Raw genomic sequence first — 25,228 nt, 5'->3', positions numbered from 1 at the left:
GCTTACTCCTTCCCCGGTTGGTGGCTGGACTGCAGGGCATCCAGTGCCAGATTGAGTTGCAGCACATGCACCCGCGGCTCGCCCAGCACACCCAGGCTGCGCGGCGCGGTGGCCTGTTCCATCAGGACCTGCACCCGTTCCGGAGGCAACTGGCGTGCCTGCGCCACGCGCGGCAGCTGCAGCAAGGCATTGGCCAGCGAGATGTGTGGATCCAGCCCCGAGGCCGAGGCAGTGACCGCATCCACCGGCACCGCAGCATCGGCCGCCAGGCCGTTGTCGGCGCGGTACTGCGCCACGCGCTGCGCCACGGCCGCTGACAGATCCTGGTGTGTCACCCCCTGGTTGCTGGCACCCGAGAGGCCGGCGTTGTAGGGGGCGGGAATGCTGGCCCCGTCCTGCTGCGGATCCGGGGCCATGGTGACGCTGGGGCGGCCATGGAAGTACTGCGCCCCGGTGAACTGCTGGCCGATCAGGGCGGAGCCCACGATCTGCCCCTGCCGCTCCACCAGGCTGCCATTGGCCGCCTGGGGGAACAGCGCCTGCGCCACCCCCGTGGTCAGCAAGGGGTAGGCAATGCCCGAGACCACCATCACCAGCACGGCAGCGCGGACGCTGCTACCCAGTAACCGGGGCCAGGAGGCGGATGGCGCCTGCGGCTGTGCTGCGGCGTGGTGGGGGACCAGGGCAGCGGAAAGCGTTTGATTCAATGTTTTCATGGTTTGCTCCGGGGTCTGCCGCCACACAGGGCGGCAGACCGTTGGCAGGATGGGCGTTATGCGTACAGGTGGCCGACCAGCATCTGCAGATGCTCGATCACCGGGCCCAGCGCCAGCGCCGGCAGAAAGGTGAGCCCCCCCACCACCAGCACGACAAACACCAGCAGCCCCATGAACAGCGGCGTGGCCGTCGGGAACGTGCCGGGGCCGGCGGGTACGGTGGCCTTGGCGGCCAGGCTGCCGGCGACGGCCAGCATGGGCAGCAGCGTCAGAAAGCGCCCCGCCAGCATGGCCAGGCCGATGGTGGTGTTGAAGAACGGCGTGTTGGCATTCAGTCCGGCAAAGGCCGAGCCGTTGTTGGCCGTGCCCGAGGCATAGGCGTAGAGAATCTCCGAGAAGCCATGCGGGCCGCGGTTGTTGAGGCTGGCAGCCGCATCGGGCCAGAGCACGGCCAGCGCCGTGAAGCCCAGAATGCAGGCCGGGGGCACCAGCACCGCGAGCATGACCAGCTTGATCTCGCGCACCTCGATCTTCTTGCCCAGGAATTCGGGGGTCCGCCCAATCATCATGCCGGCCAGAAACACCGTGAGAATGGCGTACTGGATCAGATTGATCAGGCCCACACCGTCTCCGCCGAACACACAGTTGAGCATCATCTGCGCCAGCGGCGTGATGCTGCCCAGCGGGGTCAGCGAGTCGTGCATGGCGTTGACCGACCCCGTGGTGGCGGCCGTGGTGACGGTGACAAACAAGGCCGTGTCGGCAATGCCGAAACGCAGCTCCTTGCCTTCCATGTTGCCGCCGGACTGGGTCGGGCTCCACTGCTGATCGGCGCCTGCACGTGCCAGCAGCTGGCTGCCCTGTTGCTCGGCCACGAACACCAGGCTCAGAAAGCCGATGAACATCACCATGCAGGCCGCAAACAGCACCCAGCCCTGCTTGCGGCGCAGCAGCATGGCGCCAAAGGCATAGGTCATGCCTGCCGGGATCAGCAGCATCGCCAGAATGTGCAGCAGATTGGTCAGCGGCGTCGGGTTCTCGAACGGGTGGGCGGCATTCATGCTGAAGAAGCCGCCGCCATTCGTGCCCAGGTGCTTGATGCTTTCCAGGCTGGCCACCGGCCCCACCAGCAGCTGCTGTCTGGCGCCTTCCAGCGTGGTCGCCACGGCTTCGGTGTGCAGCGTCTGCGGAATGCCCTGCCACACATAGACCAGCGCCAGCAGGAAGGACAGCGGCAGCAGCACGCGCCAGAACACGCGCACGAAGTCCACCCAGAAGTTGCCGATGTCCTGGGCACTCGAACGTGCCAGACCGCGTACAAAGCCCGCGCCGGCCGCCACCCCCGTGGTCGCTCCGGCGAACATCAGAAAGGTGATGACCACCATCTGCGTGGCATTGCTCAGGCTGTTCTCGCCCGCGTACGCCTGCCAGTTGGTATTGGTGATAAAGGAGGCGGCGGTGTTGAAGGCCAGATCCGGGGACTGCGCCGCGATCGCCAGCGGGTTCAGCGGCAGGCCCGCCTGCAGCCGCAGCAGCAGATAGCCCAGCAGCATCATCACGGCATTGCTCAGCACCAGGGCTGCGCCATAGCGCTGCCAGCCCATGCGCTCCTGCGGATTCACGCCCATGGCGCGGTAGCTCAGCCGCTCCAGCCACCCATGGTGTTCACTGGTAAAGCAGCGTGCCAGCCACTTGCCCATGGGTATGGTCAGCAAGGTCGCCACCGTCAGCACGGCAGCAAATTCCATCCAGGGTAACCACATGGTGTCCCCCTTTCAGAGGCGCGCCAAAGCGCGCACTGCCCCCAGCAGTCCGACAAAGCAGACCACCGTCAGGCTCACAAAAATCAGGTCTTGCAGCACGTGCATGGCAGCCCCTCAGAATTTCTCGGGGCGCAGCAGCGCATAGCCCAAATAGGCAAACAGCCCCAACGCCACCGCGGCGGCCAGGGCTTCAATCCAGTGCATGGTCATTTCATTTCCTCCCGCAAGCTGTTCAATCAGCCTGGTTGCGATGGAGAAAATGTAGAAATGTCCCCGTCAAGAACGGGTAGAGATTGCCATCTGCGGTATCAAGATGGCATCAAGACCGTCAGGCAGCGGCCGTCTTCGCAGCCGGGTCAGCGCCACCCGCCCAGCAGCAAGGCCAGCGCGGCGGGGACTGCCTGTATCCACAGGATCTTGCGGTTGGCAGTGGCAGCACCATACAGGCCTGCCACCAGCACACAGCCCAGAAAGAAACGCTGCACCGCCAGGCCTTCGGCGCCGCCCCACCACAGACCCCACAGCAGCCCTGCGGCCAGAAAGCCGTTGTACAGCCCCTGGTTGGCGGCCAGCGTCTTGGTCGCCTGGGCCTGCTCGAGCGACATGCCGAACGCGCGCCGGCCCACAGGCTTGTCCCACAGAAACATCTCCAGCACCAGGATGTACAGGTGCAGCAGCGCAATCAAGGCAGTCACGACAGTCGCGGCCAGGGCCATGGAAATCTCCAGCAAGGGCAATCGGGCCTGCAGTATGGAGGATAAGTGCCGCCCAGGCGCATCTTCTCTGCACGGCAGGGCCTGCCCCCATGCCTGCAGCGCTTTGCGGCCAAAGTTAAAATGGCGGGCTTCAGGCCCTCTGCCGTGCTGGCAGACCAATGGCCGCCCTTCTATCCTGGCCGGCCCGCCCTGCCTTCACGCGCACTCAATACCGTGTCATACGCCTCAGAAACCCGGCGCCGTCGTACGTTCGCCATCATCTCCCACCCGGACGCGGGCAAGACCACGCTGACCGAAAAGCTGCTGCTGTTCTCGGGTGCGATCCAGATTGCCGGTGCCGTCAAGGGGCGCAAGGCCTCGCGCCACGCCACCTCCGACTGGATGGAGATCGAAAAGCAGCGCGGCATCTCGGTGGCATCGTCGGTGATGCAGATGAGCTACCGCGACCATGTGATCAACCTGCTCGACACCCCCGGCCACAAGGACTTCTCGGAAGACACCTACCGGGTGCTGACCGCCGTGGACTCGGCACTGATGGTGATCGATGCGGCCAACGGCGTGGAGTCGCAGACCCGCCGCCTGATCGAAGTCTGCCGCCAGCGCCACACGCCCATCATCACCTTCGTCAACAAGTTTGACCGGGAAGTGCGCGATCCGCTGGACATCATGGACGAAGTCGAGCGCGAACTGGGCATGCCCTGCTGCCCCATCACCTGGCCCGTGGGCCAGGGCAAGTCCTTTGGCGGCATCATCAATCTGCGCACGCAGAGCATGACGGTGTTCACGCCCGGCAGCGACCGGGGCCCCAAGGACTTCGAAGTCATTCCGCTGAGCGATGGCGACAAGCTGCGCGCGCGCTTCGGCAAGGCTTTCGACGATGCCCTGGAATCCATGGAACTGGCCGTGGGCGCATCGGCCGAATGGGACCATGAGGCCTTCCTGGCAGGCAAGCTGACCCCCGTGTTCTTCGGTTCCGGCGTGAACAACTTCGGTGTGATGGAAGTGCTGGACGCCGTGGTTGACATGTCGCCCCCGCCCGGCCAGCGCATTGCCTTCACCGAGCTGAACCGCACCCGCGAAGAGCGCGTGGTCAAGCCCGAAGACAGCGGCTTCTCGGGCGTGGTGTTCAAGGTGCAGGCCAATATGGACAGCAACCACCGCGACCGCATTGCATTCGTGCGCGTGGCGTCCGGCAAGTACACCCCCGGCATGAAGATGAAGGTGCAGCGCACCGGCAAGGAACTGCGCCCCACCTCCGTGGTCACCTTCATGTCCCAACGCCGCGAGGCGGTGGATGAGGCCTATGCCGGCGACATCATCGGCTTCACCATCCACGGCGGCGTGCAGCTGGGCGACTCGATCACCGACGGCCCCAGCCTGCAGTTCACCGGCCTGCCGTTCTTCGCGCCGGAAATGTTCATGACCGTGGTGCTGAAGAACCCGCTGCGCACCAAGCAGCTGCAGCAAGGTCTGATGCAGCTGGGCGAAGAAGGCGCCATCCAGGTGTTCAAGCCCGATGTGGGCGGCAACATGCTGCTGGGCGCGGTGGGTCAGCTGCAGTTTGAAGTGGTGCAGCACCGTCTGAAGACCGAATACGACTGCGACGTGCGCCTGGAAGGCTGCCAGTACACCGGCGCCCGCTGGATCACGGCCGACTCCCCTGCCGAGCTGCGCGAGTTTGAAAACGCCTACCCCCTGCGCCTGGCGCACGATGCCGCCGACACGTTGGCCTATCTGTGCACCAGCCCGTATGACGTGCGCCTGGCGCAGGAGCGCTTCCCCAAGATCCACTTCCACCCCTTGCGCGAGCATGCGGGCCTGGCCCTGGGATCCGCGCACTGACCGCCGCTGGTATGCGCTACACAGCCCGCATCTGCCAGGCAGATGCGGGCTGGCTTATTTGGATAGAACTGTGAGCCAAGAATTTCTGCAACCCTTGTCTGCACTGCCGGTTCCCGCGAACGTGCTGGGCGTGCTGACCGATATCGATGACACCCTGACCACCGAGGGCGTGGTGCCTGCCCATGTGGTGGCGGCCATCGCCCGCCTCAAGGCTGCCGGCCTGAAGGTGGTGCCCATCACCGGCCGCCCCGTGGGCTGGAGCGTGCCATTTGCATCGGCCTGGCCGGTGGATGCCATCGTGGCCGAGAACGGTGCCGTGGCGCTGCGCCGCAACGGCCAGGGCGGGCTGGACAAGCTCTACCAGCAGGACGAAGACAGCCGGGCCCACAACTTTGCGCGCATGCAGGAAGTGCTGAGCCAGATCGAGTCCACGGTGCCCGGTGCCAGCCGTGCCACCGATTCCATGGGCCGTGAATGCGATATCGCCGTGGACCACAGCGAGTTCACCCATATGCCGCAGGCGCAGATCGACCAGTGCGTGCAGATCATGAAGGCGGCCGGCATGAACGCCACCGTCAGCTCCATCCACATCAATGGCTGGTTCGGCGCACACAACAAGCTGGAAGGTGCGCGCTGGATCGTGCGCGAGCTGTTCGACATCGATCTGGACGCCACGCTGGGCCAGTGGATCTACATCGGCGACTCCACCAACGACCAGCTGATGTTCCAGAACGTTCCGCTGTCCGTGGGCGTGGCCAATATCGCGCGCTTCGTGCCGCAGCTGCACCACCTGCCGCGCTATGTGACCGCTGCCGAGCGCGGCGACGGTTTTGTGCAGCTGGCCGACCACATCCTGGCGGCATAGACAGCGCTGGTGCGGGAAGAGCGGCCGGCACAGCCCTCCGGCGCCGTCTCAGTGACTTCCAACAGAAAAGCCCGCGGCACCAGGTCTGCGGGCTTTTTTGTTGCGGCGCTCCGGCCTTGTACCGTCCGGAGGATGCCCCGGTTCAGTGCTGTGCTTCCAGCGTCAATCGATGCTGACCTTGGCGGTCTCGATCACCTTCTTGTACATGGCCGTATCCTTGTCGATCAGGGCCTGGAACTGCGCGGGCGTGCTGCCGACGGCGCCAAAGCCCAGTTGCTCCAGCTTGTTCTTCACCTCGGGCGACTGCACGGCATCGGCGATGGTCCTGGACAGCTTGTCGACGATGGGCTGGGGCGTGCCCTTGGGGGCCAGCAGGCCCACCCAGGAATTCATCACAAAGCCGGGAAAGCCCGACTCCTCCATCGTGGGCACATTCGGCTCACCGGGCCAGCGCTGCTTGGACGCCACGGCCAGCACCTTGATCTTGCCGCTCTTGGCATGCGGCATGGGCACCAGCGCAGGGTCAAACAGCACATCCACCTGACCGCTAATCAGGTCGGACAGAATCGGGGCGCTGCCGTTGTAGGGCACATGCTGGGCGTTCAGGCCGTTTTCCTGGGTGAAGCGCGCGCCGATCATGTGGGCGCTGGCGCCGGTGCCGCTGGAGGCGTAGTTCAGCGGGTGGGTCTTGCCATACTCGGCCAGCTCCTTGGCGCTCTTCACCGGCAGCTTGTTGGCGGCAAACAGGAACATCGGCAGATCGGCCATGTGGCTCACGGCGACGAAGTCTGTGGGCTTGTAAGGCAGCTTTTTGTACAGCGACATGTTCACCGTGTAAGCGGCCAGCACGCTCACAAAACTGTAGCCGTCTGCGGGGGCGCGGGCCAGCTGCGTCACCCCGATGGTGCTGTTGGCACCTGGGCGGTTTTCCACGATCACGGGCTGGCCCAGTTTCTTGCTGACGGCATCGAACACCGTGCGGCTGACGATGTCGGTCGATCCACCCGGTGTGTAGGGCACGGTCAGCTTGATGGGCTTGGTGGGCCACTGGGCCGGGTCTTGCGCCAGTGCCAAGCCGGTGCTGCAGGCGGCTGCGGCAGCGATTGCGCCCAAGGTGAGCGTGCGGAAAGTGAATGCCATGTCTCTGTCTCTCGTATCGGGTGGCCGGCCGCTGTCCCTGCGGATGGCGGCAATGTCATTTTTCTTATTAAGAAATGACATTTCAAATGTAGAACTGCGCCAGTGTGCCGCCATTGCGGGCAATCCCCTAGAAGGCGTCGCCTAGGCGTCAACCCGCGGCGGCGGCGCCCGCTTTATGGTGGGCAGGGTGCTCGCTGTTCTCTCTGTGCCTGCGCATTCCCGTGCAGCCCCCATTCCCGACATTCCCCACGGCCATGCACGGCAGCTCCGCCGCTGCGTGCTAGGCTAGTTTCAGGAGGTGATTCCCATGGCATCCGCTTCTCGCCGCGCCACCGTCCAGGCGCAACAAAAAGTCCTCGATCTGGGCATTGCTGCTCCCCAGGTGGTGGCGCACCGCCTGGCGCGCATGGCCCTGGCCGGGCCGGTGCCCAGTGCGCGGGACCAGAAAGAGTTTGCCGGCATGGTGCTGGAGAAGCAGATGGCGTTTGCCCAGTCATGGTGGGCCGCCTGGAATGCCATGCTGCAAGGCCCGTGGAGCATGGCCTGGTCCACCTGGCAGACAGCGCTGTCCGGGGGCATGCTGGGTGGCTCGCCCTGGGCGATGTGGAAGCTGACCGAGCGCAGCAGCGCACCGGTTGCCAAGGTGGTGAATGCCGCGCTGACGCCCATTGAACGCAAAGCCAGCAGCAACGCCCGGCGACTGGCTCGCACGCCCCTGGTGGGCAAGCCGCGCAAGCGCAGCTGAGCACGTTACCGGCGCGGCGGCGCCTCTTGCGTCTCCTGTGCCTTCTGCGCTTCCCAATCGGCGTCACAGCCCGCGCCCGCCGCAATCCAGCGCTGCGCCAGCCGGGCCACCAGGCGCACGGCCCAGGGCTGCTGCCAGCCCAGCACCGCGCCCGGATCGCTCACCATGCCGCAGCGGTAGTGCTGCCCCGCTTCGTCCCACTGCAGGGCCTTGCAGGCCCCGGTGCGGCGGCGTGACACCCAGATGCCCAGCGGACAGGGCTCGGCCAGACAGCACAATCCACAGCCATTGCACGCTGCACCCATGGCCGGCTTGGGCGGTGCGGCAGGCTGCAGGTAGATGGTGCGCTGTTCAGGGGCGGTCATGGTGGGCGGGATTGTCGCCTGGACAGCCCGCGTGCATGCGCCGCAGGTGCTGCAAAACGGTTTACGCCCGCCAGGGCGGCGGCAGCTGCGCCGCGTGGCGCAGCTCCACCCGGGCCTGCAGAAAATCCAGCACCGCTCGCGTGCGCGGCGGCAGGCGGTCCGGCTTGCCAGGGTAGACCGCATGGATGGGTTCCAGATCGCCGGTGTTGAAGTCTTCCAGCACCACCTGCAGGTGGCCGGCCTGCAGATCCTCCCAGGCATGGAACAGGGACAGCCGTGCCAGCCCGGCGCCTTGCACCGCCAGGCTGCGCAGCACATCGCCGTCGTTCACCCGCAGCACATCCCCGATCTCCACCGCCACCCGCCGGCCGTCCACCAGGAACGGCCAGTGCGGAACGGCACGCTGGTAGGTCCAGCCCAGTCGCCGGTGGGCAGACAGTTCATCCGGGTGGAGCGGCACGCCATGGCGTGCCAGATAGTCCGGCGCCCCGACAATTACCTGCAGCGTGGCGCCCAGACGCCGCGCCACCATGTCGGAAGGAGGCAGCTGGCCCCAGCGGATCGCAATGTCGATGCTGTCTTCCACCAGGTCCACCACCTGGTCGGTGAAGAGCAGTTCCAGGCGAATGCCGGGGTGCGCCTCCAGCAACGGCGCCACCAGCGGCACCAGCAGGCGCTGGCCGGTTGCGGAGCTGGCGCTGATGCGCACCACCCCCTGGGGGGCACTGCGGGCGGCCACGGCGGCTTCCAGCTCGTTCAGATCGGCCAGCAGGCGCTTGCCGCGCTCCACCAGTTGCGCCCCCTCCGCCGTCAGCTGGACACGCCGGGTACTGCGCTGCAGCAGCTGCACCCCCAGCCGGGCCTCCAGCCGCGACATGGTCTTGCTGACCGCCGAAGGCGACACCCCCAGCAAGCGCGCCGCGGCCGACAGGCTGCCCTGCTCGGCCACCAGCACCAGCACTTCCAGCTCGCCGGAACGGTTGACCTCGCTGCCAGGAGCAACCAGCGGCGACAAACGGGCGGTATCAGGCATGGCAGGCAATCGCGGGGTTATTTATTCCACACAGGCACAAATGCATTTCCATTATTCCACCTACACAAAGGAAGCGACAACGCGCACAGTCACCCCCCTACCGTTTTCCATGTTTCACAGGACAATTTCCATGCCGCTCTCTCTTCTGGCCCTGGCCGCCGGTGCCTTTGGCATTGGCACCACGGAATTCATCATCATGGGTCTGCTCACCCAGGTCAGCAGCGACCTGGGCATCAGCATCCCCAGGGCCGGCACCCTGATCTCGGGCTACGCCGTGGGCGTGGCGGTGGGCGCCCCGGTGCTCACCCTGCTGACCCGCCACTGGCCGCGCAAACGCCTGCTGCTGGGGCTGATGCTGATCTTCATCGCCGGCAACCTGGCCGCCGTCATCGCCCCCAACTACCTGTCGCTGATGGCTGCGCGCGTGCTGACCTCGCTGACCCATGGCACCTTCTTTGGCGTGGGCGCCGTGGTGGCCACCGGCCTGGTGCCAGCGGAAAAAAAGGCCTCGGCCATTGCGCTGATGTTCTCGGGCCTGACATTGGCTACCCTGCTGGGGGTGCCTGCCGGCGCCTGGATCGGCCAGCACTTTGGCTGGCGCATGGCCTTCGCCGCCGTGGCCGCAATTGGCGTGGTGGCTTTCGCCATTCTGGTGGCGTTCGTGCCGCGTGACCAAGGCCGCCCTGTCGTGCCACCGCTGCAACAGGAACTGGCCGTGCTGCGCAATCCCCAGGTCTGGCTGGGTCTGGGCATCACCGTGTTCGGCTTTGCCGGTGTGTTTGCGCTCTACACCTATATCGAGCCGCTGCTCACGCAGATCACCCACATGGACGGCAGCCTGGTGGCACTGACGCTGCTGCTGTTTGGAGCCGGTCTGGCCGCCGGCAACCTGCTGGGCGGCAAGCTGGCCGACCGCGGCGTGATGCGCGCCCTGGTGCTGAGCATTGCCACGCTGGCCGTGGTGCTGGCCGCCGGCCGCTGGGCCTTTGGCCACAGCGCCGTGGCCATGGTTTATGTGGTGCTGCTGGGTACGGTGGCCTTTGCCACCGTGGCCCCCATGCAGATGCGCGTGCTGCAGCAGGCCGGCGCGCAAGGTGCCAACCTGGCGTCCAGCCTAAACATTGCCGCCTTCAACCTGGGCAATGCCCTGGGCGCCTGGGTGGGCGGCCTGGTGCTGTCGGGCATCGGCCTGCTGTCCCTGGGCTGGTCTGCGGCCGCGCTCACCGTGGTGGGACTGCTCCTGGTGGGCTGGAGCCAGCGTCTGCCATCCACGGCCGGCGCCATGCCCGTGGCCGTGGTGGGCCACTGACATCGCCCCCAGGGAATCGCCGGTCGTGCACCGTTCCTGGGCATGACCGGCCACAGTGGGAAGCCCCCTGGCATAAGGCCTGGTCTGGCGCCCCACACCGCCACACGCCAGGGTGCCCACCGGCACACCATCGCGTAACCCTTGCCGGAAGGAGCCCCCTTGGCCTGCCGCGTCCTGTAGGGTCGGCAGGCCATTGGGCTTTTCTCAGGTCCGCGCCAGCACCGGCGCCAAGGCCTTGCCGGTGTGGGTTCCGGCCTTGACCAGGTCTTCCGGCGTGCCCGCGGCCACGATCTGGCCGCCGCCGGTGCCGCCTTCGGGGCCCAGGTCGATGATCCAGTCGGCTTCGGCAATCACATCCAGGTCGTGCTCGATCACCACCACGCTGTGGCCGGCATCCACCAGGCGGTGCAGCACCCGGATCAGCTTGTCCACGTCGGCCATGTGCAGGCCCACCGTAGGTTCGTCCAGCACATACAGCGTGTGCGGCGCCTTGTTGCCACGCTTGGTGACGTCGTCGCGCACCTTGGTCAGCTCGGTCACCAGCTTGATGCGCTGGGCTTCGCCCCCAGAGAGCGTGGGGGAAGGCTGGCCCAGCGTCAGATAGCCCAGGCCCACATCCTTGAGCAGTTGCAGCGGATGGGCGATGTTGGGCATGGAGGCAAAGAAGGCCACGGCCTCATCCACTTCCATCTGCAGCACGTCGCCAATGCTCTTGCCACGCCAAGTCACGGCCAGTGTCTCGACGTTGAAACGCGCGCCGTGGCAGGTTTCGCACGGCACTTTCACATCCGGCAGAAAGCTCATCTCGATGGTGCGCATGCCCTGGCCCTCGCACGCCGGGCAGCGGCCTTCGCCGGTGTTGAAGCTGAAGCGCCCGGCCCCATAGCCGCGCGCCTTGGCTTCCAACGTGTCGGCAAACAGCTTGCGGATGGTGTCCCAGAAGCCGATGTAGGTGGCCGGGCAGGAACGTGGCGTCTTGCCGATGGGCGTCTGGTCCACTTCCAGCACGCGGTCGATGACCTCGGTACCGGTCACGGTTTTGGCGCCCACCAGCTTGATGCGTTTGCCCGCCTCCATCTCTTCGCGGCCGGCCCGGGTGGAATTCTGTGCCACCAGCGTGGCCACATTGGCCAGCAGCACATCGCGCGCCAGCGTGGACTTGCCGGATCCGGACACCCCTGTCACTGCCACCAGGCGCTTCAGCGGCACGCTGGCCTCCACCTCTTGCAGATTGTGCAGCTGGGCACCCGCCACCGTCAGCCAGTGCAGCGGGCCGGTCGTGGACACCGGCTGCCCCAGCTGGGCATTGGCCTCGGCACTGGCGGCCTGCAGCGCCGCGGCCGCATCGGCTGCGATCTGCTTCTTGGTCCGCTTCTTGGGCTTCGCGCCGTCAGCGGGCGCAGCAGCGGCCCCGGTGTAGAGCGTGGCGGCATCCACCATGCCCAACACCGGCCGGCGGGCCTGGCAGGGGTGGCGCATGGCGTGCAGCAGATAGCGGCCCGTCTGCGAATTGGCGGCCGCCATGATGTCGGCCGGTGTGCCCTGGGCCACCAGTTCGCCACCGCGCTTGCCGGCGCTGGGGCCGATATCGATCACATGGTCGGCGCGGCGGATGGTGTCTTCATCGTGCTCCACCACCACCAGGGTGTTGCCCTTGTCGCCCAGCTTGTGCAGGGCGTTCAGCAGGATGTGGTTGTCGCGGGCATGCAGGCCGATGGTGGGTTCGTCCAGCACATAGCACACGCCTTGCAGATTGCTGCCCAGCTGGGCGGCCAGGCGGATGCGCTGCGCCTCGCCACCGCTCAGCGTGGGGGCGCCGCGGTCCAGCGTCAGATAGCCCAGCCCCACCTCTTCCAGGAATTCGAGGCGGCCCAGGATTTCGGGCAGCAGATCGCGGGCGATATCGGCCTCGCGGCCCGTGGGCTGCAGCGCCTGGAACCACTCGCGCAGACTGGTCACCGACATCTGGCCCAGCGCCGTTACCGACAGCCCGTGGAACAGCACGGCCCGGGCCGTGGGGTTCAGGCGCGTGCCCTTGCAGGTAGGGCAGGTGGTTTCCTGCAGGTCTTCCACCTCCTGGCCATCAAACGTCAGTTCGCGGCCGCGGTTGTCTTCGGCCAAGGTGCTGTCGTCGTAGACCTTGCGCTGTTCCTTGGTCAGCTTGACCCCCGTACCCACACAGTCCGGGCACCAGCCGTGCTTGCTGTTGTAGCTGAACAGACGCGGATCCAGCTCGGCATAGCTGGTGGCGCAGATCGGGCAGGCACGCTGGGTGGAGAACACCTGCAGTGTGCCAACGCCCTTGCCCTGGTCGGCGGCGGCAATCGCCGTTTCCAGGTTGTCGATGCCCGACAGCACATGCACCACGCCCTTGCCGATCTCCAGCGTTTTGGCCAGCTGCGTGCGCAGCGCCGCCTCGTTGGCGGCCGTGACCTTGACGCTGGCCACCGGCAGCTCGATGGTGTGCTCCTTGAAGCGGTCCAGGCGCGGAAAGCCGGTGGTCGGCAGAAACGCGCCATCCACCCGCAGGTGCGTATAGCCCTTGGGGCGCGCCCAGTCGGCCAGCTCGGTGTACACGCCCTTGCGCGCAATCACCAGCGGCGCCAGCAGGCCGATGTGCTGGCCCTTGAAATGGCCCAGCAGCTGTGCAGCGATGCGTTCGGGCGTTTGCGGCTCCACCGCAGCGCCATCGTGCACGCAGTGCTGGGTGCCCAGCTTCACGTAGAGCAGGCGCAGGAAATGCCAGACCTCGGTGGTCGTCCCCACGGTGGACTTGCGCCCGCCGCGCGACAGGCGCTGCTCGATGGCCACGGTGGGCGGAATGCCCCAGACCGCATCCACCTCGGGCCGGCCCGCCGGCTGCACGATGGAGCGTGCATAGGCGTTCAGCGACTCCAGGTAGCGGCGCTGGCCTTCGTTGAACAGGATGTCGAACGCCAGCGTGGACTTGCCCGAACCCGACACCCCGGTCACCACATTGAACTTGCCGCGCGGAATATCCACGCTCAGGTTCTTCAGGTTGTGTTCCTTGGCATTGACGATCTCGATGGCATTCTTGGCTACGGAGGCCGAAGCCGTTGCGGCCCGCTTGGAGCGCTCGGTCTTGGTGAGCATGGGCGCCACTTCTTCCACGCGCTGGCCGCCCACCCCCATGGCCTGGTCGTACTCGCGCAGCGCCTGGGCGGTGTGCGAGGTCTTGACCTGGCGCACCTCTTCGGGCGTGCCCTGGGCCACGATCTGGCCACCGCCATCGCCGCCTTCCGGCCCCAGGTCGATCAGCCAGTCGCTGGCCCGGATCACGTCCAGATTGTGTTCGATGACGATCAGGCTGTTGCCGGCTTCCAGCAGCTTGCGCAGCGCGCGCATCAGCTTGGCAATGTCCTCGAAGTGCAGCCCGGTGGTGGGCTCGTCGAACAGGAACAGTGTGCCCTTGCGTGCCAGCTTCTGTTTGGACTTGGATGCCGTCCGCGCGGCTTCGGCCAGGAAGCCCGCCAGTTTCAGGCGCTGCGCCTCGCCCCCGGACAGCGTGGGTACGGGCTGGCCCAGCTTCACGTATTCCAGGCCCACATCGACGATGGGCTGCAGCGCGCGGATCACGTCCGCATCCTGGCTGAACAGCAAGGCCGCCTCGGCCACGGTCAGCTCCAGCACATCGGCCACGCTCAGAGAGCGGCCACCGCGCTCCAGCGTGATTTCCAGAATCTCGGACCGGTAGCGGCTGCCGTTGCAGTCCGGGCAGCGCAGGTACACGTCCGACAGGAACTGCATCTCCACATGCTCGAAGCCCGATCCGCCGCAGGTGGGGCAACGCCCGTCGCCACTGTTGAAGCTGAACTTGGCCGCGTTGTAGCTGCGTTGCTGCGACAGCGGCGTCAGCGCGAACAGCTCGCGGATGCTGTCCCAGGCACCGACATAGCTCACCGGATTGGAGCGGGCCGTCTTGCCGATGGGGGACTGGTCCACGAACACCACATCGGCCAGGTGATCAGCCCCCAGCAGGCGGTCGTGCGCGCCCGGGCTGTCGGTGGGCTTGCCGAAGTGGCGCATCAGCGCAGGCGCCAGAATGTCCTGGATCAGCGTGGACTTGCCGGATCCGGACACACCGGTCACCGTCACCAGGCGCTGCAGCGGGAAGTCCACGTTCAGGTTCTGCAGATTGTGTTCGCGTGCGCCTTCCAGAATCAGGCGCGGCGTGGATTCGGTCACCATGCGCTTGATGCCGAAACCCACCTGCTTGCGGCCGCCCAGGTAGGCACCGGTCAGGGTGTCGGCCCGCTTCAGTTCTTCGGGCGTGCCGTCGAACACGATGTGGCCTCCCTTGGCACCGGGGCCGGGACCCATGTCGATCACGCGGTCGGCGGCGAACATCACCGCCGGGTCGTGCTCCACCACCACCAGCGTGTTGCCGGCATCGCGCAGGCGGTGCATGGCCTGGGTGATGCGCTCCATGTCGCGCGGATGCAGACCGATGCTGGGCTCGTCCAGCACAAACAGCGTGTTCACCAGCGAAGTGCCCAGGGCCGTGGTCAGGTTGATGCGCTGCACCTCGCCGCCGCTGAGCGTGCGGCTCTGGCGGTCCAAGGTGAGATAGCCGATGCCCACATCCACCAGGTAGCGCAGGCGGGTGCCGATTTCCTCGTTCAGCAGCTTCAGCGCCTGCAGCTCGCCTTCGGCCAGGCCCATCTGGTCCGTGAGTTTCAGGCTGTCAAAGAACTGGCTCAGCCGGGTGATGGGCAGGCGCATCAGGTCGTGCAGGTTCAATCCCGGCAGGGCCTGCAGCTGTGCGGGCGACCAGTCCACGCCCACCGGCATGAAACGCTGTTCGGCCGGCAGCACCGCATCGGCCTGCGGCTTGCCGCCGATGCGCCACAGCAGGCTTTCGGTCTTGAGCCGCGCGCCCTGGCAGGCCGGGCATTCCGTGTAGCTGCGGTACTTGGACAGCAGCACGCGGATGTGCATCTTGTAGGCCTTGGTTTCCAGGTACTCGAAGAAACGGCGTATGCCGTACCAGGTCTGGTTCCACTTGCCGTTCCACTGGGGCGAGCCGTCGATCACCCAGTGCTTCTGCTCAGCCGTGAGCTTGCTCCAGGCGATATCGCGCGGAATGCCTTCGGCCTCGGCATGGCGCATCAGATCGTCCTGGATCTCTTTCCAGGCCGGCGTCTGGATGGCCTTGATGGCACCGGTGCGCAACGTGAGCTTGTCATTGGGAATCACCAGTCCCCAGTCCACGCCGATCACCCGTCCAAAGCCGCGGCAGCTGTCGCACGCGCCCACGGCCGAGTTGAACGAAAACAGCGAAGGCATGGGTGCCGTGTAGCTCAGATTGCTTTCCGGGCAATGCAGGCCTTCGGAGAACTTCCACAGGTAATGCTCGCCCTCTTCCGGCATCACATACACCGTCAGGCGCCCGCTGCCGCGCTTGAGCGCCACCTCGATGGCCTCCATGGCCCGGGCACGTTCCACACGGCTGGTGCGAAAGCGGTCGGCCACCACGTCCAGCACCTTGATTTTTTCGGGGGCCACGGCCTTGGCCTTCTTGCCCTTGGCCGGCACGTCCGCTGCAGCGTGTGCGCGCTCCACCTCGCGCTCGGCCTGCACCTTGGTGAAGCCGCTGGCAGACAGCCACTGCTCCACTTCTTCGGCCGAGGTATTGGCCGGCAGTTCCACCGGGAAAGTCAGCGCAATGCGCGGGTCGCCTGCGGCCTCGCAGCGCTGCTGCAACGCGGCGTAGATCGTCTCTGCCGTGTCGTGCTGCACCGGCAGGCCGGTGGCGCGGTCGAACAAATGCGCAGCGCGGGCGAACAGCAGCTTCAGGTGGTCATTCAGCTCCGTCATCGTGCCCACCGTGGAGCGCGAGTTGCGCACCGGATTGGTCTGATCGATGGCAATCGCGGGCGGCACGCCTTCCACCCGGTCCACGGCGGGCTTGTCCATGCGGTCCAGAAACTGGCGCGCATAGGCACTGAAGGTCTCGACGTAGCGGCGCTGCCCTTCGGCAAACAGCGTGTCGAACACCAGGCTGGACTTGCCCGAGCCGCTGGGGCCGGTCACCACCGTCAATTCACCGGTGCGGATGTCGAGGTCAACGTTTTGCAGGTTGTGCTGGCGTGCGCCACGGATGCGGATCTGGCCCTGGGTCATTGCGGTGTACTTTTCGGAAGGAGGCCGAACATTCTAGGCACCTGTACCGCATCCCTCCCGCATTCCGGGTCGTCGCTCTTCAAACAGGAGCAGCCTCTGCGCTTGCATGCTGCACAAATCGCGATGAGGCATCCCCTCCTCCGGCCCCAAGCAACAAAAAAGCCCCTGCGTTGCGACAGGGGCTTGGCAGCAGGCGCATGCGACGCCCTCATCGGCTGTGTGGGCCTTACTTGGCTTCGGCCGGTGCTGCGGGCGCCGCCGGTGCCTCGGCAGCCGGTGCGGCGGCAGGCGCTTCTGCGGCCGGTGCGGCAGGCGCTGCAGGGGCAGGCTCTGGCACATGCACGGCATCGGCACCGTGCTTTTCGCCGCTCATATCCACCTTGTCACCGGCCTTCATGATCACGAACAGGCTCACTGCGGCAAACACCACAAAACCCACAACAATCTTCCACATGCTTTGTCTCCAATCATCTTGTGTACCAACAATGGCGCAATGGCCGGCGGGCTCTGGACCAAGAAAAAGGCCCTGCGTTGTTGCCAACGCAGGGCCTGCACCTTGAAGCAGACCAAGGCCGATTGAAACAGCCTTGGATTGCAAGCAGCTTACGCTGCCCGGTGATTAGAAGTTGTGGCGGACGCCGACGCCGAAGCTGGAGGCATTTTTGCCAGCCCCAGCCGTGCCCACACCACCGTAGGTGGCGTTGTCCTTGTTGTTGATCTTGGTGTAGGCAGCGTACACCTTGGTGCGCTTGCTCAGGTTGTAGTTGTAGCCCAGGATGAATTGGCTGGCACCGGTGTCATCACGACCGCCGATGTTGCCGGCGTGGCCGTAGCCCACGGCAATTTGCGAAGCACCGAAGGTGTAGCCACCGGTCAGGCGGAACAGATTGCGCTTGCCGAAATCGCCGAGTGCACCAAAGCCGCCAGTGCCAGTGATGCCGCTGTCAAAGCCGACATTGTCCGAGCGCTGGTAGTAGCCGCCGATTTGGAAGTCGCCGATCGTGTAGTGGGCACGCAGACCATACTGCTTGGCATCGCCCAGCTTGGTGTAGCCAGCACCCAAAGCCAGCGGACCGCTTTCCCAATTGGCAGCAACGTCATAAGCGTTCTTGTTGGCGTAGGGGCCGGTGGCATTGATGCCATCAGCCTTTTCGTGGAAGGACATTGCACCTTCCAGGGTGAAGCCACCCAGCACTGGTGTGCGGTATGCAATCTTGTTGTCATCACGCATCAGGTAGCTGTACAGCTGGTCCGAGAAGAAGCCGGTGTCGTGGTTGGGCTCGTCCAGCACACCGTAGTCAGCCACCGCGTAGTTGGACTCTGCAGTCCAGCGACCCAGGCGCAGCATACCGAAGTTGCCCGACAGGTTCAGTTCGCTTTGGCGCTTGAAGTTCAGGGGGCCGGAGCCATCATCCGAGCCAAAACCGGCTTCCAGCTGGAAACCAGCCTTCAGGCCGCCGCCCAGATCTTCCACGCCCTTGAAACCGATACGCGAAGCGTTGTTGAACATGCCGGTGGTGCTTTGATCACCGATCTTCTGGCGTTCGATCGAGGTGTTCAAACGACCATAGATGGACACACTGCTTTGAGCCAGAGCAGCCGAGGTACCGCACACGGCCAGAACGGCCAGCATCAGACGTTGGATCTTCATTGGATTTCCTTGTGGATGGTTTCAGTTCGTTGGTGCCAGCGGGGCCGAAGGCTTGAGGCGCTATGCCTTGCTTCTGACGGCTGCTAGGTAGACAAATTGTAGGTGGCATGTCGCCCAAAACCCTTGCCAGCTGGGCGCAAAAGCGGCATCTGATGTTTTGCAACAACACCGCGCACCAGCATGCACCAGCCACAAAAATCAAACCCCGACGGCTTGCGCCATCGGGGTGCAGATTCATTCAGGCTTGCGCCCAAATGGTGCGTTTTCAGTCTTCGGCGTAGATGTCCACGTCCTTGGTTTCACGCAGGAACAGGGTACCGATCACGGCCGTCGCACCGGCGATGATGATGGGGTACCACAGGCCGTTGTACATATTGCCGGTCTGCGCCACGATGGCGAAAGACATGGTGGGCAGCAGGCCGCCGAACCAGCCATTGCCGATGTGGTAGGGCAGGCTCATCGAGGTGTAGCGGATGCGGGTGGGGAACATCTCCACCAGGATGGCAGCGATGGGGCCATAGACCATGGTCACCAGCAGCACCAGATAGAACAGGATCACGATCATCATGACCTTGTTCATCTTGGCGGGGTCAGCCTTCTCGGGGTAGCCGTCGTTCTTCAGTGTTTCGCTCACGGCCTTGTTGAACTCGGCGCCCTTGGCCTTCAGTTCATCGGGGCTCAGGCCCTTGAGCGAGTAGCTGGGGATGGTGTGGCTGCCGATCTTGATCACGGCCGGCGTACCTGCCGGAGCGACTTCGCTTTCATAGCTCACCGAACGGTTGGACAGCGCTTGCTTGGCCACGTCGCAGGAGCTGGTGAACTTGGTCGTGCCGGTGGGGTTGAACTGGAACGAGCACTCGGCCGGGTCTGCCACGATCACCACCTTGTTGGCGGCCTGTGCGGCGGCCAGCGCCGGGTTGGCGGCTTCGGTGAGCATCTTGAAGGCCGGGAAGTAGGTCACTACGGCCAGCACGCAACCCATCATGATGATGGGCTTGCGGCCGATCTTGTCCGACAGCGTGCCGAAGACCACGAAGAAAGGCGTGCCCAGCAGCAGCGCGGCAGCGATCATCAGGTTGGCCGTCACGGCATCGACCTTCAGCTGCTGCGTCAGGAAGAACAGGGCATAGAACTGGCCGGTGTACCACACCACGGCCTGGCCGGCGGTCAGGCCCACCAGGGCCAGGATCACGACCTTCAGGTTCTTCCACTGGCCAAAGGCTTCGGACAGGGGGGCCTTGGAGACCTTGCCTTCGGCCTTCATCTTCTGGAAGGCGGGCGACTCGGACAGCTGCATACGGATCCACACCGAAATGCCCAGCAGCACCAGCGACACCAGGAACGGAATGCGCCAGCCCCAGTCTTGGAAGGCTTCTTCACCCACGGTGGTACGCACCCCCAGGATCACGATCAGCGACAGGAACAGACCGATCGTGGCCGTGGTCTGGATCCAGGCGGTATAGGCGCCGCGCTTGCCGTGCGGTGCATGCTCGGCCACATAGGTGGCAGCACCGCCGTACTCACCGCCCAGTGCCAGACCTTGCAGCATGCGCAGCACGATCAGGATGACCGGTGCCGCCACGCCGATGGCTGCGTAGTTGGGCAGGATACCCACGATGAAGGTGGACACACCCATGATCAGGATGGTCACCAGGAAGGTGTACTTGCGACCGATCATGTCGCCCAGGCGGCCGAACACCAGCGCGCCGAAGGGGCGCACGATGAAGCCGGCAGCAAAGGCCAGCAGCGCAAAGATGAAGGCCGATCCGGCATCCAGCCCGCTGAAGAACTGCTTGGCAATGATGGCTGCCAGCGAACCGTACAGGTAGAAGTCGTACCACTCGAAAACGGTTCCGAGTGACGACGCGAAAATCACTTTGCGCTCTTCGGGCGTCATGGGCCGGGCTGTGCCCGCCCCCTGCGCGCCGACGCCCTTTGCTGCGTTAATGGCCATGTTTGTCTCCTGATGTATGAATATGTAACGAGCCTTGGCGACAGGCACGTAAATTCACTATCCATCAGCAGATTGACACCGCTCTGACGTGATTCTTACAGAGATTGACGCCGAACTGAACCGGTTCTTACAGCTTTGGTGACAACCCTAGGGCTTGTTTTCTTGATGTGAAAATCCAAGGGCAAACCCTGCGGTTTATGTTGCACTGCCGTAAGTGCAAGGTCAGTAGTACTACCCAGAATCGTCTGCGGTGTCGCAGTGAGCATTTATGCCTATTGCGGCGCAGAAACAAACCGCAGGAGACATAACTCATGACCGATACCGTGGTCACCAAAATCCAGCGCAACCCGAAATATCTGGAGTTGCGCAGCAAGCGCAATCGCCTGGGGTTGGTGCTGACTGTGCTGATGCTGCTCGTCTATTACGGCTATGTGGCGCTGATTGCATTCGACAAGGAATTTCTGGCCCAGCCACTGAGCAGCTCCGGCGTGACCACCCTGGGCATTCCCATTGCCCTGTTTGTGATCGTGTTCACCGTGGCCATCACGCTGTTCTATATCCGCCGCGCGAACAACGAGTTCGACCAGCTGACCCAGCAAATCCTGAAGGACGCCCAGTCAAAATGAAGAGCTCCCTGCAACGCACGCTGGCAACCACGCTGGCGACCTCTCTCATGCTCTCGGCGACGGGCTCTGCCCTGGCCGCCGGTGGCGACATTGGCGACACCGCCAAGCAAGCCACCAACTGGACCGCCATCGTTCTTTTTGTGGCCTTTGTGGCCGGCACCCTGTGGATCACCAAGTGGGCCGCCTCCAAGACCCGCTCTGCCGCCGATTTCTACACCGCTGGCGGCGGCATCACCGGCTTTCAGAACGGCCTGGCGATTGCGGGGGACTACATGTCTGCCGCATCGTTCCTGGGCATTTCCGCCCAGGTCATGATCAGCGGCTACGACGGCCTGATCTACTCCATCGGTTTCCTGGTGGGCTGGCCCATTCTGACCTTCCTGCTGGCCGAACGCCTGCGCAACCTGGGCAAGTTCACCTTTGCCGACGTGGCCGGCTACCGTTTTGCCCAAGGTCCTTTCCGCATGTTCGCCGCCAGCGGCACCCTGGTGGTGGTGGCTTTCTACCTGATCGCCCAGATGGTGGGTGCGGGCCAGCTGATCAAGCTGCTGTTCGGCCTGGACTACTGGATCGCCGTGGTGCTGGTGGGTGTGCTGATGATGGTCTATGTGCTGTTCGGCGGCATGACCGCCACCACCTGGGTGCAGATCATCAAGGCCTGCATGCTGCTGGCCGGCGTGACCTTCATGGGCTTCATGATCATGTCCAAGTACGGCTTCAGCTTTGAAACGCTGTTCGCCGAAGGCGTGAAGGTGAAGACCGCGATTGCAGAAGCCGGCGGCAAGGAGCCCGATGTGGCGGCCAAGCTGGGCCTGTCCATCATGGGCCCCGGCGGCTTCATCAAGGACCCCATCTCGGCCATCAGCTTCGGCATGGCGCTGATGTTCGGCACGCTCGGCCTGCCCCACATCCTGATGCGCTTCTTCACGGTGCCGGACGCCAAGGAAGCACGCAAGTCCGTGGGCTGGGCCACGGTGTGGATCGGCTACTTCTACATCCTGATCTTCATCATCGGCTTTGGCGCCATCACCATGGTGCTGACCAACCCCGAGATGGCCGACACCGTCAAGGGCGTCATCAAGGGCGGCGCTGGCACGGCCAATATGGCGGCCGTGCTGGTGGCCAAGAGCGTGGGCGGCGATGTGTTCTACGGCTTCATCTCTGCCGTGGCCTTTGCCACCATCCTGGCCGTGGTGGCGGGTCTGACGCTGTCGGGCGCCTCTGCCGTGTCGCACGACCTGTACGCCACCGTGTTCAAGAACGGCAAGGCCGACAGCGCGTCGGAACTGCGCGTTTCCCGCCTGACGACGCTGACACTGGGCGTCATCGCGGTGCTGCTGGGCATTGTGTTCGAGAAGCAGAACGTCGCCTTCATGGTGGCCCTGGCCTTCGCGATTGCGGCATCGGCCAACTTCCCCGTGCTGCTGCTGTCGGTGCTGTGGAAGGGCTGTACCACCAAGGGCGCCGTCATTGGCGGCTTCCTGGGTCTGGTCTCCTCCGTGGGCCTGACCATCGTGTCGCCCTCGGTCTGGGAAGCCACGTTCGGCAACCCTCCCGGCTCGGCCTGGTTCCCCTACACGTCGCCCGCCCTGTTCTCGATGACCATCGGTTTCGTGGGCGTATGGCTGTTCTCGGTGCTCGACAAGAGCGGCCAAGCGGACAAGGAACGTGCGGCTTTCGAAGCCCAGCAAGTGCGTTCGGAAACCGGGTTCGGCGCATCGGGCGCATCGGGCCACTAAGCCCCTCGCAGCGCGGCGGCTGCCGCGCTGGCGCCATGCAAAAGCCGGGTTCGAGAACCCGGCTTTTTTCATGCCCATGGCCTGTGGCCCCGCGTGCCCTTGTGTTCCGCGGCGCTTGTCACCGCACCGCTCTCACCGCGCGCCCTGCAGCTGGCGCAGTTTGATGAAGGCCAGTGCGGCCATCACCGCATCGTTCACGGCATCGTGCGCGCGGCTTTGCGGCAGGCCGAGGTCTCGCATCAGCGTGTCAAAGCGCAGATCAATCTCCGGCGACTGCTGCCGGTGGGGTGGCAGTTGCCGGAATTTGTGGTCGTAGTAGAGCGCGGAAACTTCGTTCCGTGGCTGCGGCAGCGCAATACCCAGCAAGGGCCGCAGCACCCGGTTGATCATCGCCAGATCGAACTCCAGGTAGTAGCCCACCAAGGGCCGGCTGCCGATGAAATGCAGCAGCTGCAACACCGCATCCTGAACGGGCAGGCCCTGGGCCAGATCCCGCTCACGCAGCTGGTGGATGCGCACGCTGTCGGCACTGACACCATGGGGCGGGCGCACCAGCAGCTCCAGCCGCTGGCTGGTCAGAATGCGCTGCCCCTGGATGCGCACGGCGCCGATGGACACAATGTGGTCCCGGCGCACATCCAGCCCGGTGGTCTCGCAGTCCAGCGACACCCACTCGTCCGGCGGCGCCGGGTCCAGCACAAAGGCCAGGGCCGGATCGGCCAGCTGGCGCAGCAGCCGCTGGCGGCGCCAGCCCTCCAGCCAGTGGCGCAGCGGGTGCCACGGGTACGGACGCGTACTCACAGCGCATCCAGACGCAAACGCTGTTGCAGCAGCGTGCGGAAACGCCGCACCACCGCCAGGGCATCCTTGAGCAGATCCCGCTCCAGGCTGCTGAGGGTGGAAGGGTCCACCTCCCCCGTCACCGGCCGGTGGCGCTCGATCTCGGACAGACCTGCCTGCAGCCGCAAGCCCATCAGCAGGTGCAAGGACTCCCGCATCTCTCGCCCCAGCGGGGCATCCAGGGTGCCATCGGCGACCAGTGCTTCGATGCGGTCCACCGTGCTGGTGGTGTCCACATGCCGCGCCAGCGCCAGACTGCGCACGCCATGGACCAGCGGAAAGATGCCTGCTTTCTTCAGATGCACGCTGCTGAATGCATCGCTGCGGCCCAGCAAGCGGTTCCACCAGCCGCCGGATTCGCCAAAGCTGTCGATCACCGACGCAAAGCGGGCAATCAGGGCATCGTTGTCCGTGGCCAGACTCTGCAGCTGCTGGCGCACCCCGGCCAGCAGCGCGGCATCACCGGCCACGGCATGGGCGTCCAGAAAAATGGCCAGCCGCATCAGGCTGTCGGCACTGGGCATCAGCAGCCATTCCCTGGCACGCTGGCCAAAGTCGCTGACGCTGCCGCGCCATTCCGGGTTATTCAGCATGATGTGCCCGGGGCATTCCGGGTAGCCGAAACGCTGCAGCACCGCCGAAAAGGCATGGCAGATGGCGTCCAGATCGGCCGGTGGCGTGTATCCATCGCGCAGCAATAGCCCGTTGTCCTGGTCGGTCTTGAGCAACTGCTCGCCGCGCCCTTCACTGCCCATCACGAACAGGCAGCTGTTGGCCACCAGATCGGCCGGTGCCAGCATCTGCCAGGCGCGCTCGAACAGCCGGGCATTGAGCTGCTGCACCAGTTGGGCCATCAGCGCGATGCGTGTGCCGCCGCGGTGCAGTGCCGACAGCAGTTGGGTGATCTGTGCGGCCGGGTGCTCCAGCGCCTGCAGGTCGCCCGCCTGCTCGATCTGCACCAGGATCAGGTGGGAATGGTTGGCCAGAAAGCTGAACAGGTCCAGCGCCTCCAGCATCCCGCACACCTGGCCGTCCCCGTCCAGCACCGCCAGCCGGTGCACGCGGGCGCGCAGCAGCAGTGCCATGGCATCCCCCAGCTGGTCGCTGGCCCGTACGCTGATCACCGGACTGCTGGCGAACTCGCCCACCGCCAGCTGCGCCAGGGGGCGCCCGTCGAGGATGGCGCGCTGCAAGGTGGTGTTGGAAAAAATGCCGATGCCCTGCGGCAGCCCGGACACCAGCACGCTGGTGGTGCGCTGTTCCTGGAACAGCCGGGTCACGCTGACGATGTCGGTGGCCGCATCCACCACATGGGCGGGGCGCACAAAGGCCTGCTCCACCCGCATCAGGGTCAGGGACTGCCGCTCATGCTGGTCGGCGCGCTGGGCCAGGGTCCCCAGCTTGTGGCCTAGATCGGCAAACAGCAGCGCACCGAACGCCGTGTTGCGCGCAATCAGCTCGTTGACGGTCTCGTGCGCCAGCTGGTAGGCCACCAGCTCTTCGACCACCACAAAACGGCTGCTGGCACGCCCCGCCACGAGGGCCCGGCCATCGAAGCAGTCTTCGGGCCCGTAGGAGGCCAGCAACTGCTCGCCCTCGGTCTGCTCCACATGGCCCTTGATGATGACAAACAGGTGGGTCGGCGCCATGCCCCGGTCCAGCACCACGGCCCCTTCCGGAAAGTAGGCGATGTCGACACCGCTGCAGACCAGGGCCTGCTCGTCAGGCGTCAGACAATCGAACGGGGAAACGGCGAAATTGAAGGCATTGGGCATAGCGC

General features: G+C 65.0%; 19 protein-coding genes. 6 read left to right on the top strand and 13 right to left on the bottom strand.

What is annotated here, in order from left to right:
* Positions 1-2: 2 nt before the first annotated feature.
* The 4 genes from kdpC to CT3_RS02635 all read right to left on the bottom strand — a co-directional run bounded on the left by kdpC (position 3) and on the right by CT3_RS02635 (position 3,195).
* On the bottom strand, positions 3-716 hold the full coding sequence (kdpC, locus tag CT3_RS02650) for a K(+)-transporting ATPase subunit C (protein ID WP_066540025.1): 714 nt from the start codon (positions 714-716) through the stop codon (positions 3-5).
* A gap of 56 nt (positions 717-772) precedes the next feature.
* Complete coding sequence (gene kdpA, locus CT3_RS02645) at positions 773-2,479, bottom strand: potassium-transporting ATPase subunit KdpA (RefSeq protein WP_066540022.1); 1,707 nt, start codon at positions 2,477-2,479, stop codon at positions 773-775.
* A gap of 114 nt (positions 2,480-2,593) precedes the next feature.
* Positions 2,594-2,689, bottom strand: a complete 96-nt coding sequence (gene kdpF, locus CT3_RS02640) for a K(+)-transporting ATPase subunit F (RefSeq protein WP_066540019.1) — start codon at positions 2,687-2,689, stop codon at positions 2,594-2,596.
* A 146-nt stretch (positions 2,690-2,835) separates the two neighbouring features.
* On the bottom strand, positions 2,836-3,195 hold the full coding sequence (locus tag CT3_RS02635; protein ID WP_066540788.1) for a DUF1304 domain-containing protein: 360 nt from the start codon (positions 3,193-3,195) through the stop codon (positions 2,836-2,838).
* 213 nt (positions 3,196-3,408) lie between these two features.
* Here CT3_RS02635 and CT3_RS02630 point away from each other — a divergent pair, with 213 nt between their 5' ends.
* On the top strand, positions 3,409-5,037 hold the full coding sequence (locus tag CT3_RS02630; protein ID WP_066540786.1) for a peptide chain release factor 3: 1,629 nt from the start codon (positions 3,409-3,411) through the stop codon (positions 5,035-5,037).
* A 70-nt stretch (positions 5,038-5,107) separates the two neighbouring features.
* Positions 5,108-5,902: an HAD-IIB family hydrolase gene (locus CT3_RS02625; protein ID WP_066540016.1), complete on the top strand. Its 795-nt coding sequence runs from the start codon at positions 5,108-5,110 to the stop codon at positions 5,900-5,902.
* 162 nt (positions 5,903-6,064) lie between these two features.
* Here the strand turns inward: CT3_RS02625 and CT3_RS02620 are convergent, their stop codons facing one another.
* Positions 6,065-7,042: a Bug family tripartite tricarboxylate transporter substrate binding protein gene (locus CT3_RS02620; protein WP_066540013.1), complete on the bottom strand. Its 978-nt coding sequence runs from the start codon at positions 7,040-7,042 to the stop codon at positions 6,065-6,067.
* A gap of 307 nt (positions 7,043-7,349) precedes the next feature.
* On the opposite strand from CT3_RS02620, the gene CT3_RS02615 reads away from it, so the two are divergent.
* Complete coding sequence (locus CT3_RS02615) at positions 7,350-7,787, top strand: polyhydroxyalkanoate granule-associated phasin (protein ID WP_066540011.1); 438 nt, start codon at positions 7,350-7,352, stop codon at positions 7,785-7,787.
* 5 nt (positions 7,788-7,792) lie between these two features.
* On the opposite strand, the gene CT3_RS02610 is transcribed toward CT3_RS02615, so the two are convergent.
* Together CT3_RS02610 and CT3_RS02605 are read right to left on the bottom strand one after the other, a co-directional pair.
* The gene (locus CT3_RS02610; RefSeq protein WP_066540008.1) at positions 7,793-8,152 is read right to left on the bottom strand and encodes a hypothetical protein; all 360 of its coding nucleotides are present in this window, start codon (positions 8,150-8,152) and stop codon (positions 7,793-7,795) included.
* A 61-nt stretch (positions 8,153-8,213) separates the two neighbouring features.
* Positions 8,214-9,185, bottom strand: a complete 972-nt coding sequence (locus CT3_RS02605) for a LysR family transcriptional regulator (RefSeq protein WP_066540784.1) — start codon at positions 9,183-9,185, stop codon at positions 8,214-8,216.
* Positions 9,186-9,315: 130 nt separating this feature from the next.
* On the opposite strand from CT3_RS02605, the gene CT3_RS02600 reads away from it, so the two are divergent.
* Positions 9,316-10,494 carry an MFS transporter gene (locus CT3_RS02600; protein WP_066540000.1) on the top strand — a complete coding sequence of 393 codons (1,179 nt, stop codon included), beginning with the start codon at positions 9,316-9,318 and terminating at the stop codon, positions 10,492-10,494.
* 204 nt (positions 10,495-10,698) lie between these two features.
* On the opposite strand, the gene uvrA is transcribed toward CT3_RS02600, so the two are convergent.
* The 4 genes from uvrA to CT3_RS02580 form a co-directional block, all read right to left on the bottom strand.
* The gene (gene uvrA / locus CT3_RS02595) at positions 10,699-16,638 is read right to left on the bottom strand and encodes an excinuclease ABC subunit UvrA (RefSeq protein ID WP_066539998.1); all 5,940 of its coding nucleotides are present in this window, start codon (positions 16,636-16,638) and stop codon (positions 10,699-10,701) included.
* Positions 16,639-16,864: 226 nt separating this feature from the next.
* The gene (locus CT3_RS02590; RefSeq protein WP_066539996.1) at positions 16,865-17,092 is read right to left on the bottom strand and encodes a hypothetical protein; all 228 of its coding nucleotides are present in this window, start codon (positions 17,090-17,092) and stop codon (positions 16,865-16,867) included.
* Positions 17,093-17,257: 165 nt separating this feature from the next.
* The gene (locus CT3_RS02585; RefSeq protein ID WP_066539993.1) at positions 17,258-18,289 is read right to left on the bottom strand and encodes a porin; all 1,032 of its coding nucleotides are present in this window, start codon (positions 18,287-18,289) and stop codon (positions 17,258-17,260) included.
* Between the two features lie 265 nt (positions 18,290-18,554).
* Positions 18,555-20,243 (bottom strand): MFS transporter, encoded by a 1,689-nt coding sequence (locus tag CT3_RS02580; protein ID WP_066539990.1) that lies wholly within the window; start codon positions 20,241-20,243, stop codon positions 18,555-18,557.
* A gap of 311 nt (positions 20,244-20,554) precedes the next feature.
* Here CT3_RS02580 and CT3_RS02575 point away from each other — a divergent pair, with 311 nt between their 5' ends.
* On the top strand, positions 20,555-20,869 hold the full coding sequence (locus CT3_RS02575; RefSeq protein ID WP_066539987.1) for a DUF485 domain-containing protein: 315 nt from the start codon (positions 20,555-20,557) through the stop codon (positions 20,867-20,869).
* Positions 20,866-22,608: a cation acetate symporter gene (locus CT3_RS02570; protein ID WP_066539984.1), complete on the top strand. Its 1,743-nt coding sequence runs from the start codon at positions 20,866-20,868 to the stop codon at positions 22,606-22,608. The genes CT3_RS02575 and CT3_RS02570 overlap by 4 nt, the downstream gene beginning before the upstream one ends.
* A 132-nt stretch (positions 22,609-22,740) precedes the next feature.
* On the opposite strand, the gene CT3_RS02565 is transcribed toward CT3_RS02570, so the two are convergent.
* Together CT3_RS02565 and CT3_RS02560 are read right to left on the bottom strand one after the other, a co-directional pair.
* Complete coding sequence (locus tag CT3_RS02565) at positions 22,741-23,409, bottom strand: 3'-5' exonuclease (protein ID WP_370510807.1); 669 nt, start codon at positions 23,407-23,409, stop codon at positions 22,741-22,743.
* Complete coding sequence (locus CT3_RS02560) at positions 23,406-25,223, bottom strand: DUF294 nucleotidyltransferase-like domain-containing protein (protein ID WP_066539981.1); 1,818 nt, start codon at positions 25,221-25,223, stop codon at positions 23,406-23,408. The genes CT3_RS02565 and CT3_RS02560 overlap by 4 nt, the downstream gene beginning before the upstream one ends.
* Positions 25,224-25,228 lie beyond the last annotated feature (5 nt).

Source organism: Comamonas terrigena NBRC 13299 (assembly GCF_006740045.1).
GTDB classification, from domain to species: Bacteria; Pseudomonadota; Gammaproteobacteria; order Burkholderiales; family Burkholderiaceae_C; genus Comamonas; species Comamonas terrigena.
This window is presented reverse-complemented; position numbering and strand designations above follow the sequence as displayed.